This window comes from Salinispora tropica CNB-440 (genome assembly GCF_000016425.1).
GTDB lineage: Bacteria > Actinomycetota > Actinomycetes > Mycobacteriales > Micromonosporaceae > Micromonospora > Micromonospora tropica.
Window position 1 is genome coordinate 4381195 of record NC_009380.1, and the last position, 18277, is coordinate 4399471.

An 18277-nucleotide genomic window follows, 5' to 3' on the forward strand; every position below is an offset into this window, starting at 1 on the left:
TATCAACCCGATACCCGGCCGGGACGGTGTGTACATTCATCCGGAGGTGGCTTCATCGACCCCGGGCAGGCGTGCTAAGAGCTGCGGAAACAGCATCGACAACGGCCAACATCGACCGGCTGGGCCGGTGGGCGGCCCAGCCGGTCGGCGGCTCAGACAAGCCGACGATCCGCCGCCCAGCGTGACAACTCGTAGCGGCTGGACATCTGGAGCTTGCGGAGCACGTTCGACACGTGCGTCTCGACCGTCTTGATCGAGATGTACAGCTCCTTGGCGATCTCCTTGTACGCGTACCCCCGAGCGAGCAGACGCAACACCTCCCGTTCCCGGTTGGTCAGCTGGTCCAGCTCGGGGTCGGAGACCGGCGCGTCCGGGCGGGCGGCGAAGGCGTCCAACACGAAACCGGCCAGCCGGGGGCTGAAGACGGCATCGCCCTCGGCGACCCGTCGGACCGCCGCCGCCAACTCGTCCGGGGAGATCGTCTTGGTGACATAGCCACGGGCGCCAGCGCGGATCAGCCCGATCACGTCCTCGGCCGCGTCCGAGACACTGAGCGCGAGGAACCGCACGTGCGGGTACGTGCGCCGGATGGCCTCGAGCACCGCCCGGCCACCCCCCTCCGGCATGTGCACGTCGAGCAGCACCACGTCGGGTTCGGTCGCGGCGATCCGGCTGACCGCCTCCCCCACCGTGCTCGCCTCGCCCACCACGTCGACATGCGCACCCAGCTCGGCGCGGACTCCGGCCCGAAACATCGCGTGATCGTCAACAAGAAAGACCCGCAGCCGCCGCGTGGCAGCACCCGCGTCCGCCGCTGCGCCCGCCGTCTGGTCCGTCATCACCTACTCCTCTCCGCCGTGGACCCGTCACGGGAGATCGGCAGAATCAACCGGATCTCGGTCCCCTCCCCGGGTTCGGAGCGAATCTCCGCCCGGCCACCGTGTCGCTTCATCCGCCCGATGATCGAGCCCCGGACACCGTGTCGGTGGTCCTCCACCGTAGCCGGATCGAAGCCCCTCCCCCGATCGCGGACGAAGACGCTGACCTGCTCGGGTTCGACCTCGGCGTAGAGCGAGACGGTCTGCACCCCTGCGTGCCGGGCGGCGTTGACCAGTGCCTCGCGGGCGGCGGCCACCAACGCGCCGACCCGCTCGTCGGTCTCCCGGTCCCCGACAACCACGGTCTCCACCGTGATCGCGTACGCATCCTCCACCTCGGCCGCCGCCTGCTCCAGCGCTGCCGCGAAGCGCTCTGTGGGTGAGGCCGTCGGCCGGTAGAGCCAGTTGCGCAGCGAGCGTTCCTGCCCCCGGGCCAGCCGCGTCACGGTCTTCCCGTCACTGGCGTTTCGCTGGATCAACGCGAGTGTGTGCAGCACCTGGTCATGCACCATGGCAGCCAGTTCGGCCCGCTCCTGCTCCCGGATCCGCCCCTCCCGTTCCAACCGGAGCTGGTTCCAGGTTCGCCACAGCACCGGCGCGGCCACCACCCCGACGCCCGCCAGACCAACCAGGGCGAAGATGACGCCGTTGAGTACCGCGTCAAAGTTCTGCGTCGGGGAGTACACCGCCGCGACCCCGACAATTCCCACCGCGACCAGGATGCCGCCGCCGATGAATCGGAGCATGAACGCCCGGCGGTCGCTCTCCTCCACCACCGCGCTCAGCCAGGGCACCGGCAGCGTCCCACCCCACTGCCCTCGCCGCTGCGGTGCGGACTGGTGCCAGATCAGCCCGGCACCGACCGCGATGATCGTGACCAGCCAGCCGGCGGTACCGGCCGCGCCGGTGGCACCCACCGAATCAAAGAGCATCATCTGGAGGGTCAGCACCAACAGGCCGATCGCCACGAACGGCAGCAGCTGGGCCACGTCCCGACGTGGCGGGGTGGCGGTGTCCCCCGGTCGCAGCGGCACCACCGCCCAGAAGGCCGCGTACAACAGCAGTCCGAGGCCGTTGAAGCCGAGCAACATCATGAACGCGACTCGGACCCAGAGCACCGGAATGCGGAGATGCCCGGCGACCCCCGCCGCCACACCGGCGGCGATCCGGTGCTCGCGGGCGCGATAGAGGCGCGGGGGGTCGGTCACGATGCTGATCGGGGGCTCCCTGGCTAGTCCCGGCGGGTTCGCCGGCGAGCGGCACGCGCCGCCGATTCCGATCGTCACACGCCAGGTCAGCGCTCGACCACGGGGGCGTCCCGGAGATCCTGCTGGCCTGATCTCAGGGTGAGGTCAGGGTCTCCGCCGGAGGCCGGCGAAGCGGCGAGGGAGCAGGATCGAGGCATGACCGAGGAAGCCGCCCGGCACCAGGCGACCGGGGCGACGCCACCACCCGCGGCGCCGCCGGGTGAACCGCCACCGCCCTGGGGAGCAGGCGGGGTCCCGCCCAGCGGGGACAGCGGCTTCACCTCGCGGTACGGGCTGGTCCGTCCGCACGACGGCCGCTACCTGGCCGGCGTCTGCGCGGCCATCGGCCGGGCGACGAACACCGACCCGGTGCTCTGGCGAGTGCTGCTCGCGGTGCTCGGCTTCTTCGGCGGCATCGGCATCCTGGTGTACGTCTCCGCCTGGCTGATCATCCCGGGCGAGGGGGACACCGCCTCACCGGTCGAGTCGATGCTGGGCCGGGGACGCTCCAGCATGTCCCCGGTCACCGTGATCATGCTCAGCATCCTGGTGGCCGTCATTTTCGCCTTCATCGTCACCGACGCGTTCCGGGCCGTGCTGCTCGGCGCGGCGATCCTGATCAGCGGTGCTCTGCTGCTCAACCGCGAACGTCCGGGCCGGCCCGGACCGACCGAGCCGCCGACCGACCCGGTGCCACCGGTCAGCTACCCCGCTCCGACCGGGGCTCCGGCGACCGGACCCGCCACCGAGACACCACCCGCCGACACGCGGCCGCCGGGCGGGGCACGGGACGCGTTCGCCCCGCACGGGCCGTATGCCCTACCAACCCCGCCGCCCGCACCGCCGGCCCCCCGGCCGGCGCGGAAGCGACCGCGGGAACGGTCCGCGCTCGGTGGGGTGACCTTCTCGCTGCTCTTCCTCGTCCTCGGACTGCTGGCCGTGCTCGACCTGACCGGCGTACTCTCTCCCGGCGCGTCCGGGTACTTCGCGGCGGTCCTGGCCACCATCGGCCTCGGCCTACTCGTCGGCACCTGGTTCGGCCGAGCCCGCTGGCTCATCGCGCTCGGCCTGGTCACCGCCGCCGCGCTGGGGGTGGCCACCGTGGCTGAGTCCGACGACCGGTTCCGGGGAGTGAACCAAGCGGTGACCTGGGCTCCTACCAGCCACGCCGAGCTCGCCAGCCAGTACGAGAACACCGTCGGCAACTCGCTGCTCGACCTGCGCTCGGTGGACTTCACCGAGAGGCACACCGAGATCACGGTGGCGGTCACGGCCGGGGAGGCCATCGTGGTGCTGCCCCCGAACGTGGACGCCACCGTCACCGCGACCGTCAACGTCGGCGAAGCGGTCGTCTTCGACCACCGTCACTCCAAACGCGGCGGCGCCACCGGTTCGCAGCGCGAGAGTACCGACCTGGGGGCGGACGGCCCCGGCGGCGGGACGCTGCACCTTCTCGTTCACGTCGACGTCGGCAGGCTGGAGGTGACCCGGTGAAGGCCCACCGCACCGACTCGGTGTCTCTGTTCTTCGGGCTGTTCTTCCTTCTCCTTGCCGCCTGGTGGCTGGTCGCCCGGTTACGCGAACTCACGCTTCCCCCGGTGGGCTGGTTCCTGGCCGCAGCGCTGCTACTGATCGGCGTGCTGGGGCTGGTCGGGGCGCTTCGCGCGGCCCGGTCCGGCAGCCCGTCCGCTCCGGAGGCGAAGGCCCCGCCAACCGCTGCGATGCCGGAGCCCGGGCCAGCGGAGGGGGACCGGCGCTGAACGCGACGCCACGTCGGCACGACCCGAGGCATATGCTGGCCGGTGGTGCCCACCCCGCCGCGCACTCGCCAGCTCGGCCCCGGCAGCCCCACCACAGGGCGACGCCGAGCCGACCCGATGCCGATCGCCGGTTTCACCAACCCGTCGTCCCGACCCCGTCAGGAGCCTGTCCGACATGACCCAGTCCCCCGCCGTGCTTCCCACCGGCCGGTCCGGTCCGGTCCGCATCGGCGAGCGCGCCGCCCGTGTCCTCGTCTCGGAACTCGCCCGAATCAACGAGCCGAAGGCGGCCCTGCTGGTTGACGCCAGCCCGGAGTCCCTGGTGCTCGTCGCGGCGATCGAGGCGCTGTTGCCCGGTGACACGCTCACCGTCGTACCGGCCGTGGCGTCGGACGCCGGGATGCTGCGCGAGCACGTAGCCGCCCAGGGTCCCTGGGTCGCCGAGCGGGTCCGGGTCGTTGACGCGCTGGCCGACGCCGAGGCGGCGGCGGTGGCGATCATCGGTGAACCGCTCACCGGGACGGTGGAGGAGACCCGTGCCACCCTCGACGGGCTCGGTAGGCACCTCGACACCGGAGCCGTGTTGAGCGTCGCCACACCCGCCACCCCCAAGCGCACCGGCGGCGCGGCCGACGAACTGGACCGCCAGGCCGCGCTGCACGGCGTCGGTAGCGACCTGCTGCTGCGCAACAACCCACCGCTGCGAGTGCACCGACTCCGTTTCCGCCCGGCCAGCGCGGCGGCGGCGGTGGGGATGGCGCCGGCGTACCGGCCCTCCAGCGTGCCGCTGACCCGCACGATGCACATCGACAGCAACGGGGTGGCTGCCGCCGGAATCGCCCTCGGGCTGGCGGCGGTGGCCCGCGTCGCCCGGCCGACGTCGAAGCTGTGGCTGTTGCCGGCCCTCGCCACCGCACCGGTCGCCGCCTTCTTCCGGGACCCGGAGCGGGAGGTGCCAGCGGATCCGTCCGCGGTGGTGGCCTCGGCCGACGGCAAGGTGCTCTCCGTACAACGGCTCTCCGACGAACGGTTCGGCGAGGGCGAGTGGCTACGGATCGCGGTATTCCTGTCGGTGCTCGACGTCCACATCAACCGCTCCCCGGTGCCGGGCAAGGTGGTCGACTACTTCGTGACCGACGGCGGCTTCGCCAACGCGATGAAGCCTGATGCGGAACACAACGTCGCCGCGTACACCGTGTTGGACACCACGAACGGAACGGTGATCGTGGCGCAACGTACCGGATTGATCGCCCGGCGGATCGTGCAGCGGGCGCCCATCGGGTCGCTGCTCGCCAAGGGCGAGCGGTTCGGGCTGATCAGGTTCGGCTCACGCACCGACGTCTACCTGCCGGCCGATGCGGCGCAGCCGCTGGTCGGGCCCGGCGATCGGGTCGTGGGTGGATCGTCGGTAATCGCCCGCTGGCACTGACCGCGTTGCGCGACGGGCCGACCGAAGAAGCTGCGACGGGACGCCGTTTAAGCCACGGCGCCTCGTCGCGGAACCAGTCAGATCGTGCGGCGCTGCCGCAGCCAGAGAACCGGACCACTGAGTAGGTAGCCCACCACGACGAGGGCGAAGGTGAGCCGGATGTCGACCAACGCGCCGATCACCGGAGCCAGCCATACCCAGGGCGGCAGCTTCACCAGGCGAGCTAGCTTCGCGTACGGAAAGCTGGAGACCATGGCGAAGGCGAGCAACGCCACCCCGCCGAGCAGGACCAGCCCGGACACCGGCAGCCCGATGGCAACGGTCAGGGCCAGCATGGCGGCGGCCATCGTGGTGGGCACGCCGCAGAAGAAGCGGCCATCCTTCGGCGAGACATTGAACCGGGCAAGGCGGATCGCGGCGCAGGAGGCGACGAGCGCGCAGGCCACCGCGGCGGCGGCCGGCGGCACCGAGCCGGCCAGCGAGGCGTAGACCACGACCGGGGCGGCAAGGCCGAAGGAACACATGTCGGCCAACGAGTCCATCTGGGCGCCGAACGGGCTGGCCACGCCGAGTCGGCGGGCGAGGGCACCGTCGAGACCGTCGAAGGCAACGCAGGCGATCAGGCAGAGGGCCGCTGGCCGCACCTCGCCCTGCATGGCCAGGAAGATCGCCAACATGCCAAGGGTCAGGCTGGCGAGGGTGCAGCCGTTGACCAGCACGAATTTCATCCGCCGGGCCGTCGTCCGCGCACCGGGAAGGAGCGGAATCGAGATCGCCGCCGCTTCGTCCACCGGCGGTACCGGGGCGACGGCAGGGCTCACCGGGACGATCGCCGCCACCTCGGCGTCGTACCGCGGGTAGCGGCGCTTGGGGAACCGGCGCTCGATCAGCGGCCGGTCAACGCCGGTACGGAGGCCACGGTCACGGCGGCCCGCCCGGACCCACAGCACCTGACGGGCGATCGTGCCGCTGCGCCGCAACGGGCCTGCCCATCGACGCCCTGCAGGACGTGGACTGTCTGTCGTACGACGCCGGCGCCAGGGGGCTCTCGGCACGTTCCCTCCATCACCGGATCGGCGCACCGCCGCAACGGCGGGGCGTCCGGCTGTCTCGTGCCAGACCTCCTTGGCCCAGCAGCCGATTTGCGGGGTACACCATCGCACAGGCGAACGGGGCTTGGCGATAGCTGCCGGTGGTACTTAAATCTCCCTTAAACCACGCGAACCGCCCTCTTACTCCTAACTCGGATCGCATCGCCCGTTACCCCGTTAACTCCCACACCCAAATGTACCGGAGCCCGCCGATGCCACCGTGACGAGCACCTTCGGCGCCCGCTAAGCCCCAATTGCGGGGATAATTGGAGTCGCAGTTCCGTCCGGTCGCCCCACCGGGCCAACACCGAACCAGGACGGGTCAGCGGAGCTCGGCGACCGTCCGGGCAGCGATATCACTGAGCCGAAGCCCCGTGAGCTCGGCGACGGTAAACCAGCTCGCGCGCGCGGTCGACCCCCCGGCCAGCTCCAGCACCCGCGCCTCGGTCGGCTCATCCACCACCACCGTGTAGATGGCCCGAACGGTGTGCCAGTCCAACGGATACCCCTCCGGCCCGACCGCCATCGGGTTGTGGAAGCTGTCCACGCCGACCAACTCGACGACCCGACCGACCTGGCCGGACTCCTCCACCAACTCGCGGAGCAGCCCCGTCTCCGGCGCCTCACCGTAGTCGGTGCCCCCGCCGGGCAGGTGCCAGCTGCCAGCGCCTGGGTAGCCCTCCGCGATCAGCGTCAACAGGACCCGACCGGCCGGGTCGGTGACCAGCCCGTACGCGCCGAATCGGTGCCGCCGAGCGGTCGGCGCCGGAGCGGTCGCCGCCAGCGGCAACGCGCTGGACGGTCCCGGCGGCAGGAGCGTGCCCGACAGGCCGAGCACATCCGCCGTGAACGGCATCACGGGTACCGCCGCCGCCGAGTCGGGCGTGAACCACCGCAGCCTGTCGCCGCCGCCCTGCTCCGGCCGGAACACTCTACCCGTCGTCGCGGTCACGTCGAACACCAGCCGGTCGGTGTGTACCCCGACTCCGGCGGAGAAGGTAGCCACATCGGCTACCACCGCCCGGACGCCCGCCACCGTCACCGCCACCCCGGTCTCCTCGGCGAACCCGCGGACTACCGCGGTGGCGGGATGCTCGGCGTGCCGCACCCTGCTGCCCGGCAGCCGCCAGGCATCCCAATCCGGGCCTCCGCCCGAGCCACGTGCGAGTAGCACCTGCCCGCCGTCGTCCCGCAGCACCCCATATGCCGCTATCCACCGCTGCTGCACCCTGCCCCCGCCCTGCACCGCATCAATGAGAAGCTCGCCGCGAACCGACGATAGCGCCGGGAACGCCGGGCCGGAGCGGTCAGGTCAGCCGGGCGGCCTGGACCGCCTCGGCCGTCACCTCGGTCAGCCGATCGACCGGGAGGGCGCCCAGCTCCTCCTTCTCGAACCAGCGAGCCTCACAGGTGGACCCGCCGACGTCGATCACGGTGGGCGGGGCGGGGCGGTCAACCACGACCCGGTAGAAGGCGCGGACCCCGTGCCAGTCGATCGGGTAGCCCTCCGGACCGAGCGAGGCGGCGTCCCGGTGGCTCGCCACGCCAAGTAGCTCGACCAACCGCCCGGTCTGCCCGGTCTCCTCGACCAACTCACGGATGAGGGCCGTGCCTGGCTGCTCACCGTAGTCCGTTCCACCACCCGGCAGGTGCCAGCAGCCGGCGCCCGGGTACCCGTCCGAGACCCGGGTGAGCAGGACCCGCTCGTCTGGGTCGGTGACGACCGCGTACGCGGCGAAGCGCTGTGCCCGGTGCAGGCCGTCCGGCCCCTCGACCGCGTAGAAGGAGGGGAACTCGGGCGGCTCGTCCGGCACGATGTCCGCCGACGAGGCGGACAGGCCGAGGGCCCGCGCCGTGAACGAGCGCAGGGGCAGCTCGCGGGCCTGCTCAAGGGTGAACCAACGGGCCAGGTCGGTGGGCTGATCAACCCGGTCGGCGAGCGTCCCGCCCCGCACCGACACCTGGTAGAGCAGGCGGTCGGTGTGGATCGTGATTCCCCGCTCGGGCAAGGCTCGCATGTCGGCGAGCACGTCGGTGAGGGCGGCGACACTGACCGACAGCCCGGTCTCGGCGGCGGTCTCCCGCACGACCGTGTCGCAGGGGTCCTCGCCGTGGTCGACCGCGCCCCCGGGCAACGACCACGTACCGGGTGTGCCGGAGCGCTGCGACGCGCGGACCAGCAGCACCTGACCGACTGAATTTACACAAACCGCGTACGCCGCGATCCTACGAAGCGGCTCCAGCATGAGGGTCACAGAGCCAAATTCTCCCCGCTGCCCGCCACAGACGCCGAAAAGGGTCGGATTCATGACTCCCGGCTCGCGGATGAGGGACAGATCAGGGTAAGGGCCCGGGGAATCACCGAGGTCGCCCGGAGTGGGGCGGCGCACCATGAAGACATGACGAGCACCGGAACGTCCCAGCCCCCGTACAAACAGCTTCGTCGCCCCACCACCGACCGGATGATCGCCGGGGTGGCCAGTGGCATCGGCCGCTACTTCAACGTCGACCCCACGCTGGTCCGGGTCATCTTCGCGGTGATCGGCCTGCTCACCGGCGGGATCGCGGTACTCGCGTACCCGATCATGTGGTTCCTGATTCCGGCGGAGCCGGCGGACGCGCCGGCCTGGCCGCACCCGGGGACAGTCGGGGCAACCACCGCTACCCCCACCTGGCCAGGGCCGGGGCCGCAGCCGCCGGCTCCCCCCGTCAGATGAGCGCGACTCACTCCCACTCGATGGTGCCCGGCGGCTTGCTGGTGACATCCAGAGCCACCCGGTTCACCTCGGCGACCTCGTTGGTGATCCGGGTGGAGATCCGGGCGATCAGGTCATACGGCAGCCGCGACCAGTCGGCCGTCATCGCGTCCTCGCTGGAGACCGGGCGCAGCACCACAGGGTGCCCGTAGCTGCGTCCGTCTCCCTGCACGCCCACACTGCGTACGTCGGCCAGGAGAACCACCGGGAACTGCCACACGCCCCGGTCCAGGCCAGCAGCGCTGAGCTCCTGTCGGGCGATGAAATCGGCCCGGCGGAGCACGTCGAGCCGTTCCTGGTCGACCGCACCGATGATCCGGATCGCGAGCCCCGGCCCGGGGAACGGATGCCGCCAGACCATCGCCTCTGGCAGGCCGAGCTGGAGGCCGAGTGCCCGGACCTCGTCCTTGAAGAGCGTACGCAGCGGCTCGACCAGGGAGAATCCAAGATCTTCGGGAAGCCCGCCGACGTTGTGATGGCTCTTGATACTGGCCGTACCCGCGCCACCGCCGGACTCCACCACGTCCGGGTAGAGGGTGCCCTGTACCAGGAACTCCACGTCGCCGTGGGCGGCGATGTCCCGGGCAGCGGCCTCGAACGTCCGAATGAACTCGCGGCCAATGATCTTGCGCTTGCGTTCCGGATCGGTCACCCCGGCCAACGCGGTCAGGAACTGGTCCGCCGCGTCGACCACCCGCAGCTTGATTCCGGTGGCGGCGACGTAGTCCTTCTCCACCTGCTCGGCCTCGCCCGCCCGAAGCAGACCATGGTCAACGAAGACACAGGTCAACTGGTCGCCAACAGCCCGGTGCACCAGCGCCGCGGCGACCGCGGAGTCAACGCCGCCGCTGAGACCGCAGATGACCTCCTTGGTGCCGACCTGCTCGCGGATCCGGGCCACCTGCTCGTCGATGATGTTCTCCGGCGTCCAGGTGGGCTCGATGCCGGCGATGTCGTAGAGGAAACGGGTCAACATCTCCTGGCCATGCGCCGTGTGCCCGACCTCCGGGTGGAACTGCACCCCGGCCCGTCGCCCGGCCCGATCCTCGAAGGCCGCCACCGGGGCGCCCGCTGACTCGGCGGTCACCGCGAAGCCAGCCGGCGCCTCCGTCACACAGTCGCCGTGGCTCATCCAGACCGGAAGATCACCAGGGAGATCACGCAGCAGCACCCCGCATTCCGACCGCGGGCGCAGCACAGTGCCGCCGTACTCGCCGTTGCCGGTCTTCGCGACCGTGCCCCCGAGCGCCTGAGCCATCGCCTGGAAGCCGTAACAGATGCCGAAGACCGGCACCCCGACCTCGAACACCCCGGGGTCGACACCTGGCGCGTCGGGCGCGTAGACGCTGGACGGGCCGCCCGAGAGAATGATCGCTGCCGGGTCCTTCGCCAGCATCTCGGCCGCCGACAACGTGTGCGGAACGATCTCCGAGTAGACCCGGGCCTCCCGTACCCGGCGTGCGATGAGCTGGGCGTACTGGGCTCCGAAGTCCACCACCAGGACGGGGCGCGGGGTGCTCATGTGCAGAAAGCCTACCCACCGACACGCCCGACGCCGACTCGGGACCCGAGTCGGCGGAGCGACCCCGCCTACCGGGCAGCGCCGAGGTCTCCGCCGGCGCTACCGCAGCGCACCGGGGGCGTCAGCTGGCACCGCCGGATGACGTGGGGCCACCGGGGGCAGCCGGACGTACCGGGAGCCGAGCGGAGGGCGGGGATCCGGGTCCCCCTTGTTCGGCCAGAACGACAGGGCCCGCTCGGCCTGGGCGGTGATGGTCAGGCTCGGATTCACCCCGAGATTGGCCGAGACCGCCGCGCCGTCGACGACGTGCAGCCCGGGGTGGCCGTACACCCGTTGCCACGGGTCCACCACGCCGTCGTCCTCGGTGGCGCCGATCACCGCGCCGCCCAGGAAGTGCGCGGTCACCGGGACGTTGAACGGTTCGGTGAGCGAACCACCCGGCACCCCGTTGATCTCCTCGGCCAGAAGCCGAACCGCCCGGTTGCCGGCCGGTATCCAGGTCGGGTTCGGCTCTCCGTGACCCGGTTCGCAGACGAGTCGACGACCGCCGAGCCCGCGACGTAGCCGGGTGGTCAACGAATTGTCCGCCGACTGCATGACCAGGGCGATCACCGTGCGCTCGGACCAGTTGCGGACCGACAGCATCCCCGCCGCAGCACGTGGCTGCCGCACGAGATTGCCCAGCCAGCGACGTACCCGACGCGGGCCGCCGTCCACCAACAGAGACTGGAGCAGTCCCATCGCGTTCGAGCCCCGGCCATAGCGGACCGGTTCGATGTGGGTCTGCGGATCGGGGTGGAACGAACTCGTGATCGCCACCCCTTCGGTGAAGTCGACCCCGGCCGCCCGCGCCGTCCTCCGGGGCACCGAGGCACCGAGGATCGCCTCCGAGTTGGTTCGGGTCAACACTCCAAGGCGGGACGAGAGCCGTGGCAGAGTGCCAGCCACCTTCATCCCGTGCAGCAGGCGCTGGGTACCCAACGCGCCGGCGGCAAAGACCACCTGGTCGGCGTGGATCACCTGCGAGCGCCCCCGCAGCCAGGAGCCGGTACGCCGGGTGTGCACCGCGTACCCGCCCCCCTCGACCGGCACGACGGCGGTCACGGTCGTCAACGGATGCACCCGCGCACCGAGCCGCTCGGCCAGCCACAGGTAGTTCTTGGCCAGCGTGTTCTTCGCGCCGAGCCGACACCCCGTCATGCAGGCGCCACAGTGCGTGCAGCCGGTACGCTCCGGCCCCGCCCCGCCAAAGTACGGATCGGGCACGCGCTGACCCGGCCGGCCGAGGTACACCCCGACCGGGGTGGCCCGGAAGGTGTGCCCGACCCCCATCCGCTCCGCCACCGATCGCATCGCCCGGTCCGACCCGGTGGTCTCCGGGTACGTGGTGACGCCGAGCATTCGCTTCGCCTGATCGAAGTGGCGGGTCAACTCCTCCCGCCAGTCGGTGATGTCCCGCCACTGCGGGTCCTCGAAGAAGGCGTCCAGCGGCTCGTACAGGGTGTTCGCGTAGACCAGGGAGCCGCCGCCCACTCCAGCCCCGGAGAGCACCAGCACGCCACCCGCCCGACGCTGACCCGCCCGCAGCAGCGTGATCCGCTGTAGGCCGTAGCAGCCCAGGAACGGCGCCCAGACGAAGCGACGCAGCTGCCAGGACGTCCGTGGGAAGTCGCCATCGGCGAAGCGCCGGCCCGCCTCCAGCACCCCGACCCGGTAGCCCTTCTCGGCCAGCCGCAACGCGGCGACGCCACCGCCGAAGCCGGACCCGATGACAACCACGTCGTACCGCATGCACGCATCATTACCGACCGGTAGGAATCGCGCCAGAGGTAGCTCGGCCCTGTTCGGGGTAGCTCAGCCCTATTCAGGGATGACGGGCCGGGTGGTACCGGAGAGCCAGGCACCGAAGAGACCGTCGAGCTGCTCCCCACCGACCCGCTCGGCCAACTCGATGAAGTCATCGGTGGTGCCGTTGCCGTCGCGCCGCTCGGCCGTCCAGGCTCGCAGGATGGCAAAGAAGGCGTCGTCGCCGACCGTCCGCCGCAGCGCGTGCACGGTCAGCGCCCCACGCTGGTAGACGGCGGTGCCGAACATCTGATCCGGCCCCGGGTCCAGAGTCGGCAGCGACCAGTCCGTCACCGCGTACTGGTCCTCGAAGATGCGCTGCACCGACCGACCCCCCTGGTGCTCCTCCCAGAGCCACTCGGCGTAGGTGGCGAAGCCCTCGTTCAGCCAGATGTCCCGCCACCGGGTTACCGCCACGCTGTCGCCGAACCACTGGTGCGCCAGTTCGTGGACGACCACACCAAAGTTGGGCCGCCCGCTGCGGAAGAAGCCGGGGCCGTACACCGGGCGGGACTGCGTCTCCAACGCGTACCCCACCCGCGGGTCGACGACCGCCACCCCGCCGTAGGAGTCGAACGGGTACGGCCCGAAGTGCTCGGCCAGGAAGTCGGCGATCTCGCCGGTGCGGGCCAGCGAGACGGCCTCCGGGCTGCTCTCCGAGAGCTGCTCCGGCACGGCGGTGACGATCGGCTTCCCAGCGTGGGTGCCGATCTCCACCCGGTAGGCGCCGATCACCAAGGTGGTCAGGTAGCTCGCCATCGGGGCCCGCTGCGCCCAGCGCCAGGTGGTTCGGCCGCCGGCGCTGCTCCGCTCCCCGGGCACCCCGTTGCTGAGCGCGGCGAGCCCGGCCGGGACGGTGACCTCGATGTCGTACGTTGCCTTGTCGCTCGGATGGTCGTTCACCGGAAACCAGGCGGCGGCCGAGTACGGCTGGCCGAGCGCGATCGCGCCGTCTTCGGTGTGCAGGAATCCGCCGCCGCCCAGCGGACCGTTCGGCCGGGTGCCGGGGCGGCCGGCGTACTCGACCGCGACAGTGAAACGGCTGCCCTCGGCCAACCCCCGCGCTGGCGTCACCACCAGTTCGTCGCCGTCGTGGCGGTGCCGGGCCCGGTCACCATCCACCCCGACCGCCGTGACCTCCAGACCCTGCAGGTCCAGGTTGAACCGGGACAGCGGTTGGGTGGCGACGGCGGTGACCGCCGCCTGCCCCAGGAGCCGGTCGCTGGCCGGGTCGTAGTCGACGGCGAGCCGGTAGTGCTCCACGTCGTACCCGCCGTTGCCGGCGCCGGGCACGTACGGGTCACCCACGTCGAGCGCGCCCGGGCGGAAGTCGCCGCCCTGATCCGTCGCCGAGCAGCCGATGAGTAGGGCCGCCGCCGCGATGACGACGGCGAGGCCGGGTCGAACCCGGGCGGAGGTGGACCACACCGGTCGAGCCTAACCACCCGACCGGCGCGACGACGCCCCTCCGCGCTGCCTAACGGTCCAGGACCAGGCCGACCTTCTGGAACTCCTTGAGGTCACGGTAGCCACACTTGGCCATCGCCCGGCGCAGCCCGCCGAAGAGGTTGAGCTGGCCATCCGGCTCGTCGGCCGGGCCGTACAGCAGCCGTTCCATCGAGCCGACCGGCTCGCCGGCGGCCTCGAAGGCGCCCCGGGGCAGCGACGGGTGGCTGGCGGCCGAGTGCCACCAGGCGCCGCCGGCCGGCGCCTCCGGGCAGAGCGAGAGCGGCTCACCCAGCATCACCGCGTCGGCGCCGCAGCCAAGTGCCTTGGCGATGTCACCGGACGTCCGGATATCGCCGTCGGCGATCAGGTGGACGTAGCGGCCGCCGGTCTCGTCCAGGTAGTCCCGACGCGCCGCCGCGGCGTCGGCGATCGCGGTGGCCATCGGCACCCGGATGCCGAGCACCGATTCGGTGGTCGACCAGTCGTCGCCGCCGATCCCCACGATCACCCCGGCCGCGCCGGTGCGCATCAGGTGCAGGGCGGTCTTGTAGTCGGTGCAGCCGCCGACGACCACCGGCAGGTCGAGGTCGGCGATGAACTCCTTGAGGTTCAGCGGCTCGTCGGTGGTGGAGACGTGTTCGGCGGAGACGATGGTGCCCTGGATCACCAGGATGTCCACCCCGGCGTCGAGGATCACCGGGGCGAGCGCCAGGGTGTGCTGCGGTGAGACCCGGACCGCCACCGTCTGGCCGCCGGACCGCAGCTCACGGACCCGCTCGGCGATCAGGTCCGCGCGGATCGGCTCGGCGTAGACCTCCTGAAGCCGTCGGGTGTGGTGCGGCCGGGTCGCGCCGGCGCGGGTGGGGTGGGCCGACGGGTCCGTGGCGTCCTCGGCCAGGCTGGCCAGCTCCTCCAGCACCTTCGCCGGGTTCTCGTACCGGGTCCACAGACCTTCCACGTTGAGCACACCGAGGCCACCGAGCTGGCCGAGCCGCACCGCCGAGGCCGGACTCATCGTCGCGTCGGAGGGGTGGCCGACGCAGGGAATGCCGAACGGGTACGCGTCGAGCTGCCAGGCCGTCGACACGTCGTCGACGTCCCGGGTACGGCGGCTCGGCACGATCGCGATGTCGTCCAGGTGGTAACCGCGCTGCGCGGTCTTGCCCAGCCCGATCTCGACCACGTCACGCATGAGGACTCCAGACGGTAGGGGGTGGTGGGGTCAGCGGGTGTGGTAGTTGGGTGCCTCAGCGACCATCTGGATGTCGTGCGGGTGGCTCTCCTTGAGCCCGGCCGCGGTGATCCGGATGAGCTGTCCGCGCCGGTGCAGCTCGGAAACGCTCTCCGCGCCGGCGTACCCCATCGCCAGGCGCAACCCGCCGACCAGCTGATGGGCTACCTGGGCGAGCGGACCCCGGTACGGCACCTGACCCTCGACACCCTCGGGGACGAGCTTGTCGTCGCTGGTGACATCCTGCTGGAAGTAGCGGTCCTTCGAGTACGACCGGACCTGGCCCCGAGACTGCATCGCGCCCAGCGAGCCCATCCCCCGGTAGGCCTTGTACTGCTTGCCGTTGATGAAGATCAGCTCGCCGGGGCTCTCCGCGCAGCCGGCGAGCAGACCGCCCAGCATCACCGTGTCGGCACCGGCCACCAGCGCCTTGGCGATGTCCCCGGAGTACTGGATGCCGCCGTCGCCGATGACCGGAACGCCGGCCGGTCGGGCGGCCCGTGCCGCCTCCATGATCGCGGTCACCTGCGGCACACCGACGCCGGCCACGATCCGCGTCGTGCAGATCGCTCCCGGCCCGACCCCCACCTTGACGCCGTCCACACCGGCCTCGATGAGTGCCTTCGCCCCCGCGTAGGTGGCGACGTTACCGCCGACGACATCGACGCTGGCATCCTTCTTGATCCGGGCGACCATCTCCAGCACCGCGCGTTGGTGGCCGTGCGCGGTGTCCACGATCAGTACGTCCACGCCGGCGTCCACCAGGGCACGGGCCCGCTTGTACGCGTCCTCGCCCACACCGACGGCGGCGGCGACGCGAAGCCGGCCGGCGGAGTCCTTGGTGGCGTTCGGGTACTGCTCACTCTTGGTGAAGTCCTTGACGGTGATCAGGCCGCGCAGCTTGCCGGCGCCGTCGACGATCGGCAACTTCTCGACCTTGTGCTGCTGCAACAGGCCGAGCGCGTCCTCCTTGCTGACTCCGACCGGGGCGGTGACCAACGGGGTCCGGGTCATGATCTCGCGGACCGGTGTGGCCGGGTCGGAGACGAAGCGCATGTCGCGGTTGGTGACGATGCCGACCAGTTGCCCGTCGCCGTCGACCACCGGCACACCGGAGATCCGGTACTGCCCACAGAGCGTGTCCACGTCCTGGAGGGTGTCGTCCGGGCCGGCGGTCACCGGATTGGTGATCATGCCGGACTCGGAGCGCTTCACCAGGTCAACCTGGAGCGCCTGGTCCTCCACGGAGAGATTGCGGTGCAGCACGCCGATCCCGCCCTGGCGGGCCATGGCGATCGCCATCCGGCCCTCCGTCACCGTGTCCATCGCGCTGGACAGCAGTGGGATGTTCAGCTCGACGGTGCGGGTGAGCTTCGTACGGGTGTTCACCCGACTCGGCACGACATCCGACCCGCCCGGCTGGAGCAACACGTCGTCGAAGGTCAGACCGAGTGGAACCACCCGAGCCGAACCGGCGGGCAGCTCCGGCAGGTGACCGCCCAGCTCGCCGTTGTCGGCGTCGGTCGGTTGAACTGTGCTGGGCGAATTTTCCACGATTGCTCCCCTGAGCTGCTCGAACGGGCTTCAGCGAGGTGGCGCGGGCGGGCACCGGCAGATACCGGGTAGCGGCGCTTCGCCCCATCGTACCTATCGGCTGGCCGCGCCCCCGCTGCCGGCGGGCAGGTCCCGCACGCCCAGGGCGGGCGGCGATCGAGCGTTGGGTCTACGGTGAGGGGGTGCACGACGATCCCATCGATCCCTTTAACGGAGACCCAGCCGACTCGGCGGCGGGCCGGCCCGATCCCGCCGACGCTGAGCTCGACCCGCTGAGCGACGCCGAGCGGCAGGAGGTGTTGGAGGACCTCGCCGACCTGGAGATCTATCAGGCACTGCTGGCGCCGATCGGGGTACGCGGCCTGGTGATCAAGTGCGAGGACTGCCGGGAGCCGCACTACTTCGGCTGGGATCTGCTTCGAGGCAACCTGCGTCACCTCCTCAGCTCCGGGCACCCCCGGGTGCACGAGCCGGCGTACGACCCCGATCCGGATCACTACGTGACCTGGGACTATGCCCGCGGGTACGCCGACGGGGTGCACGACACGCTGAGCGAAGGCACCGACGAGGAGCCGGACTCCAACCGCTGATCCCGGCGCTCGACCGGTCCCGAACGGATCGACCGATACGTCAACGACGCATCAGGCGACCAGCCCGGCGCGGAAGCCGGCGGCGACGGCGTGGGCGCGGTCCCGCGCACCGAGCTTGCGGAAGAGTCGTCGGGCGTGGGTCTTCACCGTGTCCTCGGAGACGAACAGCTCCCGGCCGATCTCGGCGTTGCTCTTGCCCTCGGCCATGCCCAGGAGCACCTGTAGCTCCCGCTCGGTCAGCCCGACCGCTGGCCGTGGCTCCCGAGCTGGGCCGCCGGCGGGCACCGCGGCAAGCTCACCCGCCGGGTCAGCGGGGTCGTCGCCGCGCTGCGCCGGCACCACCGTTGGCGCCCCACCGGCCCCTTCGGCGGCTCCGGCCGGCCAACCCGACGGTGGGTCGGCGGGAGCCCGGCCGCCGGGAGTAGCGCGGACCGACCCGCCCACCGAGGCCGCATCCCGCGCCGGGTCGACCCGATGACGGTTGGCCCGCCCGGGGGCGGAGAGCAGCAGCAGCGCCTTCGCCACCGAGCTGGTGAGATCGTGGTCGGCGCCCTGGATCAGCCCCCGGGCTCCCGCGCTGATCGTCGCCGCCGCCGACTCGGACTCCTCGACCCCCAGCAACACCACGGCCGCCTGCGGCGCCCGGGCCAGGACCCGGCGGACGAACCCCGCGCTGTCCGGCCGGGTCAGCGCCGTATCAACAAGCACCACGTCGGCGGGGCGTTCGGCGAGCCGCAGCATCACCTCAGGGTCGGAGACGGCGGTCCGCACCGCCCCAGATAGCCCCAGCCGCGCCGCGGCGGAGGTCAGGTGCTGCGCCGCCAAGGGCGTTCGAACGCACACGAGAACCGTACGCACAGTGGTCTCCTCTCCGTCAACGAGCAGACCATGACGGAGTCCGGTCGCGAGGGGGTTCCCGCCAATC

General features: G+C 71.2%; 16 protein-coding genes. 5 read left to right on the top strand and 11 right to left on the bottom strand.

Features of this window, described 5'->3' with window-relative positions; translation table 11 throughout:
• Window positions 1-152: 152 nt before the first annotated feature.
• Together STROP_RS19235 and STROP_RS19240 are read right to left on the bottom strand one after the other, a co-directional pair.
• Window positions 153-839, bottom strand: a complete 687-nt coding sequence (locus tag STROP_RS19235) for a response regulator (protein ID WP_012015030.1) — start codon at window positions 837-839, stop codon at window positions 153-155.
• Window positions 839-2086 (bottom strand): PspC domain-containing protein, encoded by a 1248-nt coding sequence (locus STROP_RS19240; RefSeq protein ID WP_413540555.1) that lies wholly within the window; start codon window positions 2084-2086, stop codon window positions 839-841. The genes STROP_RS19235 and STROP_RS19240 overlap by 1 nt, the downstream gene beginning before the upstream one ends.
• A gap of 195 nt (window positions 2087-2281) precedes the next feature.
• Here STROP_RS19240 and STROP_RS19245 point away from each other — a divergent pair, with 195 nt between their 5' ends.
• From STROP_RS19245 to STROP_RS19255, 3 genes are all read left to right on the top strand, one after another.
• Window positions 2282-3619, top strand: coding sequence for a PspC domain-containing protein (locus STROP_RS19245; protein ID WP_012015032.1), 1338 nt, complete (start codon window positions 2282-2284; stop codon window positions 3617-3619).
• Window positions 3616-3885, top strand: coding sequence for a hypothetical protein (locus tag STROP_RS19250; protein ID WP_012015033.1), 270 nt, complete (start codon window positions 3616-3618; stop codon window positions 3883-3885). The genes STROP_RS19245 and STROP_RS19250 overlap by 4 nt, the downstream gene beginning before the upstream one ends.
• A gap of 175 nt (window positions 3886-4060) precedes the next feature.
• On the top strand, window positions 4061-5314 hold the full coding sequence (locus STROP_RS19255; protein ID WP_012015034.1) for a phosphatidylserine decarboxylase: 1254 nt from the start codon (window positions 4061-4063) through the stop codon (window positions 5312-5314).
• A gap of 77 nt (window positions 5315-5391) precedes the next feature.
• Here STROP_RS19255 and STROP_RS19260 read toward each other — a convergent pair whose 3' ends face one another.
• The 3 genes from STROP_RS19260 to STROP_RS19270 all read right to left on the bottom strand — a co-directional run bounded on the left by STROP_RS19260 (window position 5392) and on the right by STROP_RS19270 (window position 8660).
• Complete coding sequence (locus STROP_RS19260; RefSeq protein WP_026275335.1) at window positions 5392-6294, bottom strand: CDP-alcohol phosphatidyltransferase family protein; 903 nt, start codon at window positions 6292-6294, stop codon at window positions 5392-5394.
• Window positions 6295-6727: 433 nt separating this feature from the next.
• Window positions 6728-7633: an NUDIX hydrolase gene (locus tag STROP_RS19265; RefSeq protein ID WP_012015036.1), complete on the bottom strand. Its 906-nt coding sequence runs from the start codon at window positions 7631-7633 to the stop codon at window positions 6728-6730.
• Window positions 7634-7712: 79 nt separating this feature from the next.
• Window positions 7713-8660 (bottom strand): NUDIX domain-containing protein, encoded by a 948-nt coding sequence (locus tag STROP_RS19270; RefSeq protein ID WP_026275336.1) that lies wholly within the window; start codon window positions 8658-8660, stop codon window positions 7713-7715.
• A 144-nt stretch (window positions 8661-8804) separates the two neighbouring features.
• Here STROP_RS19270 and STROP_RS19275 point away from each other — a divergent pair, with 144 nt between their 5' ends.
• A complete protein-coding gene (locus STROP_RS19275; protein ID WP_018831261.1) occupies window positions 8805-9122 on the top strand; it encodes a PspC domain-containing protein in 318 nt (105 codons plus the stop codon).
• Between the two features lie 7 nt (window positions 9123-9129).
• Here STROP_RS19275 and guaA read toward each other — a convergent pair whose 3' ends face one another.
• The 5 genes from guaA to guaB all read right to left on the bottom strand — a co-directional run bounded on the left by guaA (window position 9130) and on the right by guaB (window position 16762).
• Window positions 9130-10683: a glutamine-hydrolyzing GMP synthase gene (guaA, locus tag STROP_RS19280; protein WP_012015038.1), complete on the bottom strand. Its 1554-nt coding sequence runs from the start codon at window positions 10681-10683 to the stop codon at window positions 9130-9132.
• Between the two features lie 99 nt (window positions 10684-10782).
• On the bottom strand, window positions 10783-12474 hold the full coding sequence (locus tag STROP_RS19285; RefSeq protein ID WP_012015039.1) for an FAD-dependent oxidoreductase: 1692 nt from the start codon (window positions 12472-12474) through the stop codon (window positions 10783-10785).
• 69 nt (window positions 12475-12543) lie between these two features.
• Complete coding sequence (locus STROP_RS19290) at window positions 12544-13956, bottom strand: M1 family metallopeptidase (protein ID WP_012015040.1); 1413 nt, start codon at window positions 13954-13956, stop codon at window positions 12544-12546.
• 49 nt (window positions 13957-14005) lie between these two features.
• A complete protein-coding gene (locus tag STROP_RS19295; protein ID WP_012015041.1) occupies window positions 14006-15169 on the bottom strand; it encodes a GuaB3 family IMP dehydrogenase-related protein in 1164 nt (387 codons plus the stop codon).
• A 30-nt stretch (window positions 15170-15199) separates the two neighbouring features.
• Window positions 15200-16762 (bottom strand): IMP dehydrogenase, encoded by a 1563-nt coding sequence (gene guaB, locus STROP_RS19300; RefSeq protein WP_012015042.1) that lies wholly within the window; start codon window positions 16760-16762, stop codon window positions 15200-15202.
• 182 nt (window positions 16763-16944) lie between these two features.
• Between guaB and STROP_RS19305 the strand changes: the two genes are divergently transcribed.
• Window positions 16945-17352: a DUF5319 domain-containing protein gene (locus tag STROP_RS19305; protein ID WP_026275337.1), complete on the top strand. Its 408-nt coding sequence runs from the start codon at window positions 16945-16947 to the stop codon at window positions 17350-17352.
• Window positions 17353-17403: 51 nt separating this feature from the next.
• On the opposite strand, the gene STROP_RS19310 is transcribed toward STROP_RS19305, so the two are convergent.
• Window positions 17404-18210 (bottom strand): response regulator transcription factor, encoded by an 807-nt coding sequence (locus STROP_RS19310; RefSeq protein WP_012015044.1) that lies wholly within the window; start codon window positions 18208-18210, stop codon window positions 17404-17406.
• Between the last annotated feature and the right edge of the window lie 67 nt (window positions 18211-18277).

Coding starts and splice junctions, on each gene's coding strand:
- STROP_RS19295 (WP_012015041.1), bottom strand. CDS start 15,169: ATGCGTGACGTGGTCGAGATCGGGCTGGGCAAGACCGCGCAGCGCGGT.
- STROP_RS19275 (WP_018831261.1), top strand. CDS start 8,805: ATGACGAGCACCGGAACGTCCCAGCCCCCGTACAAACAGCTTCGTCGC.
- STROP_RS19245 (WP_012015032.1), top strand. CDS start 2,282: ATGACCGAGGAAGCCGCCCGGCACCAGGCGACCGGGGCGACGCCACCA.
- STROP_RS19255 (WP_012015034.1), top strand. CDS start 4,061: ATGACCCAGTCCCCCGCCGTGCTTCCCACCGGCCGGTCCGGTCCGGTC.
- STROP_RS19285 (WP_012015039.1), bottom strand. CDS start 12,474: ATGCGGTACGACGTGGTTGTCATCGGGTCCGGCTTCGGCGGTGGCGTC.
- guaA (WP_012015038.1), bottom strand. CDS start 10,683: ATGAGCACCCCGCGCCCCGTCCTGGTGGTGGACTTCGGAGCCCAGTAC.
- STROP_RS19235 (WP_012015030.1), bottom strand. CDS start 839: ATGACGGACCAGACGGCGGGCGCAGCGGCGGACGCGGGTGCTGCCACG.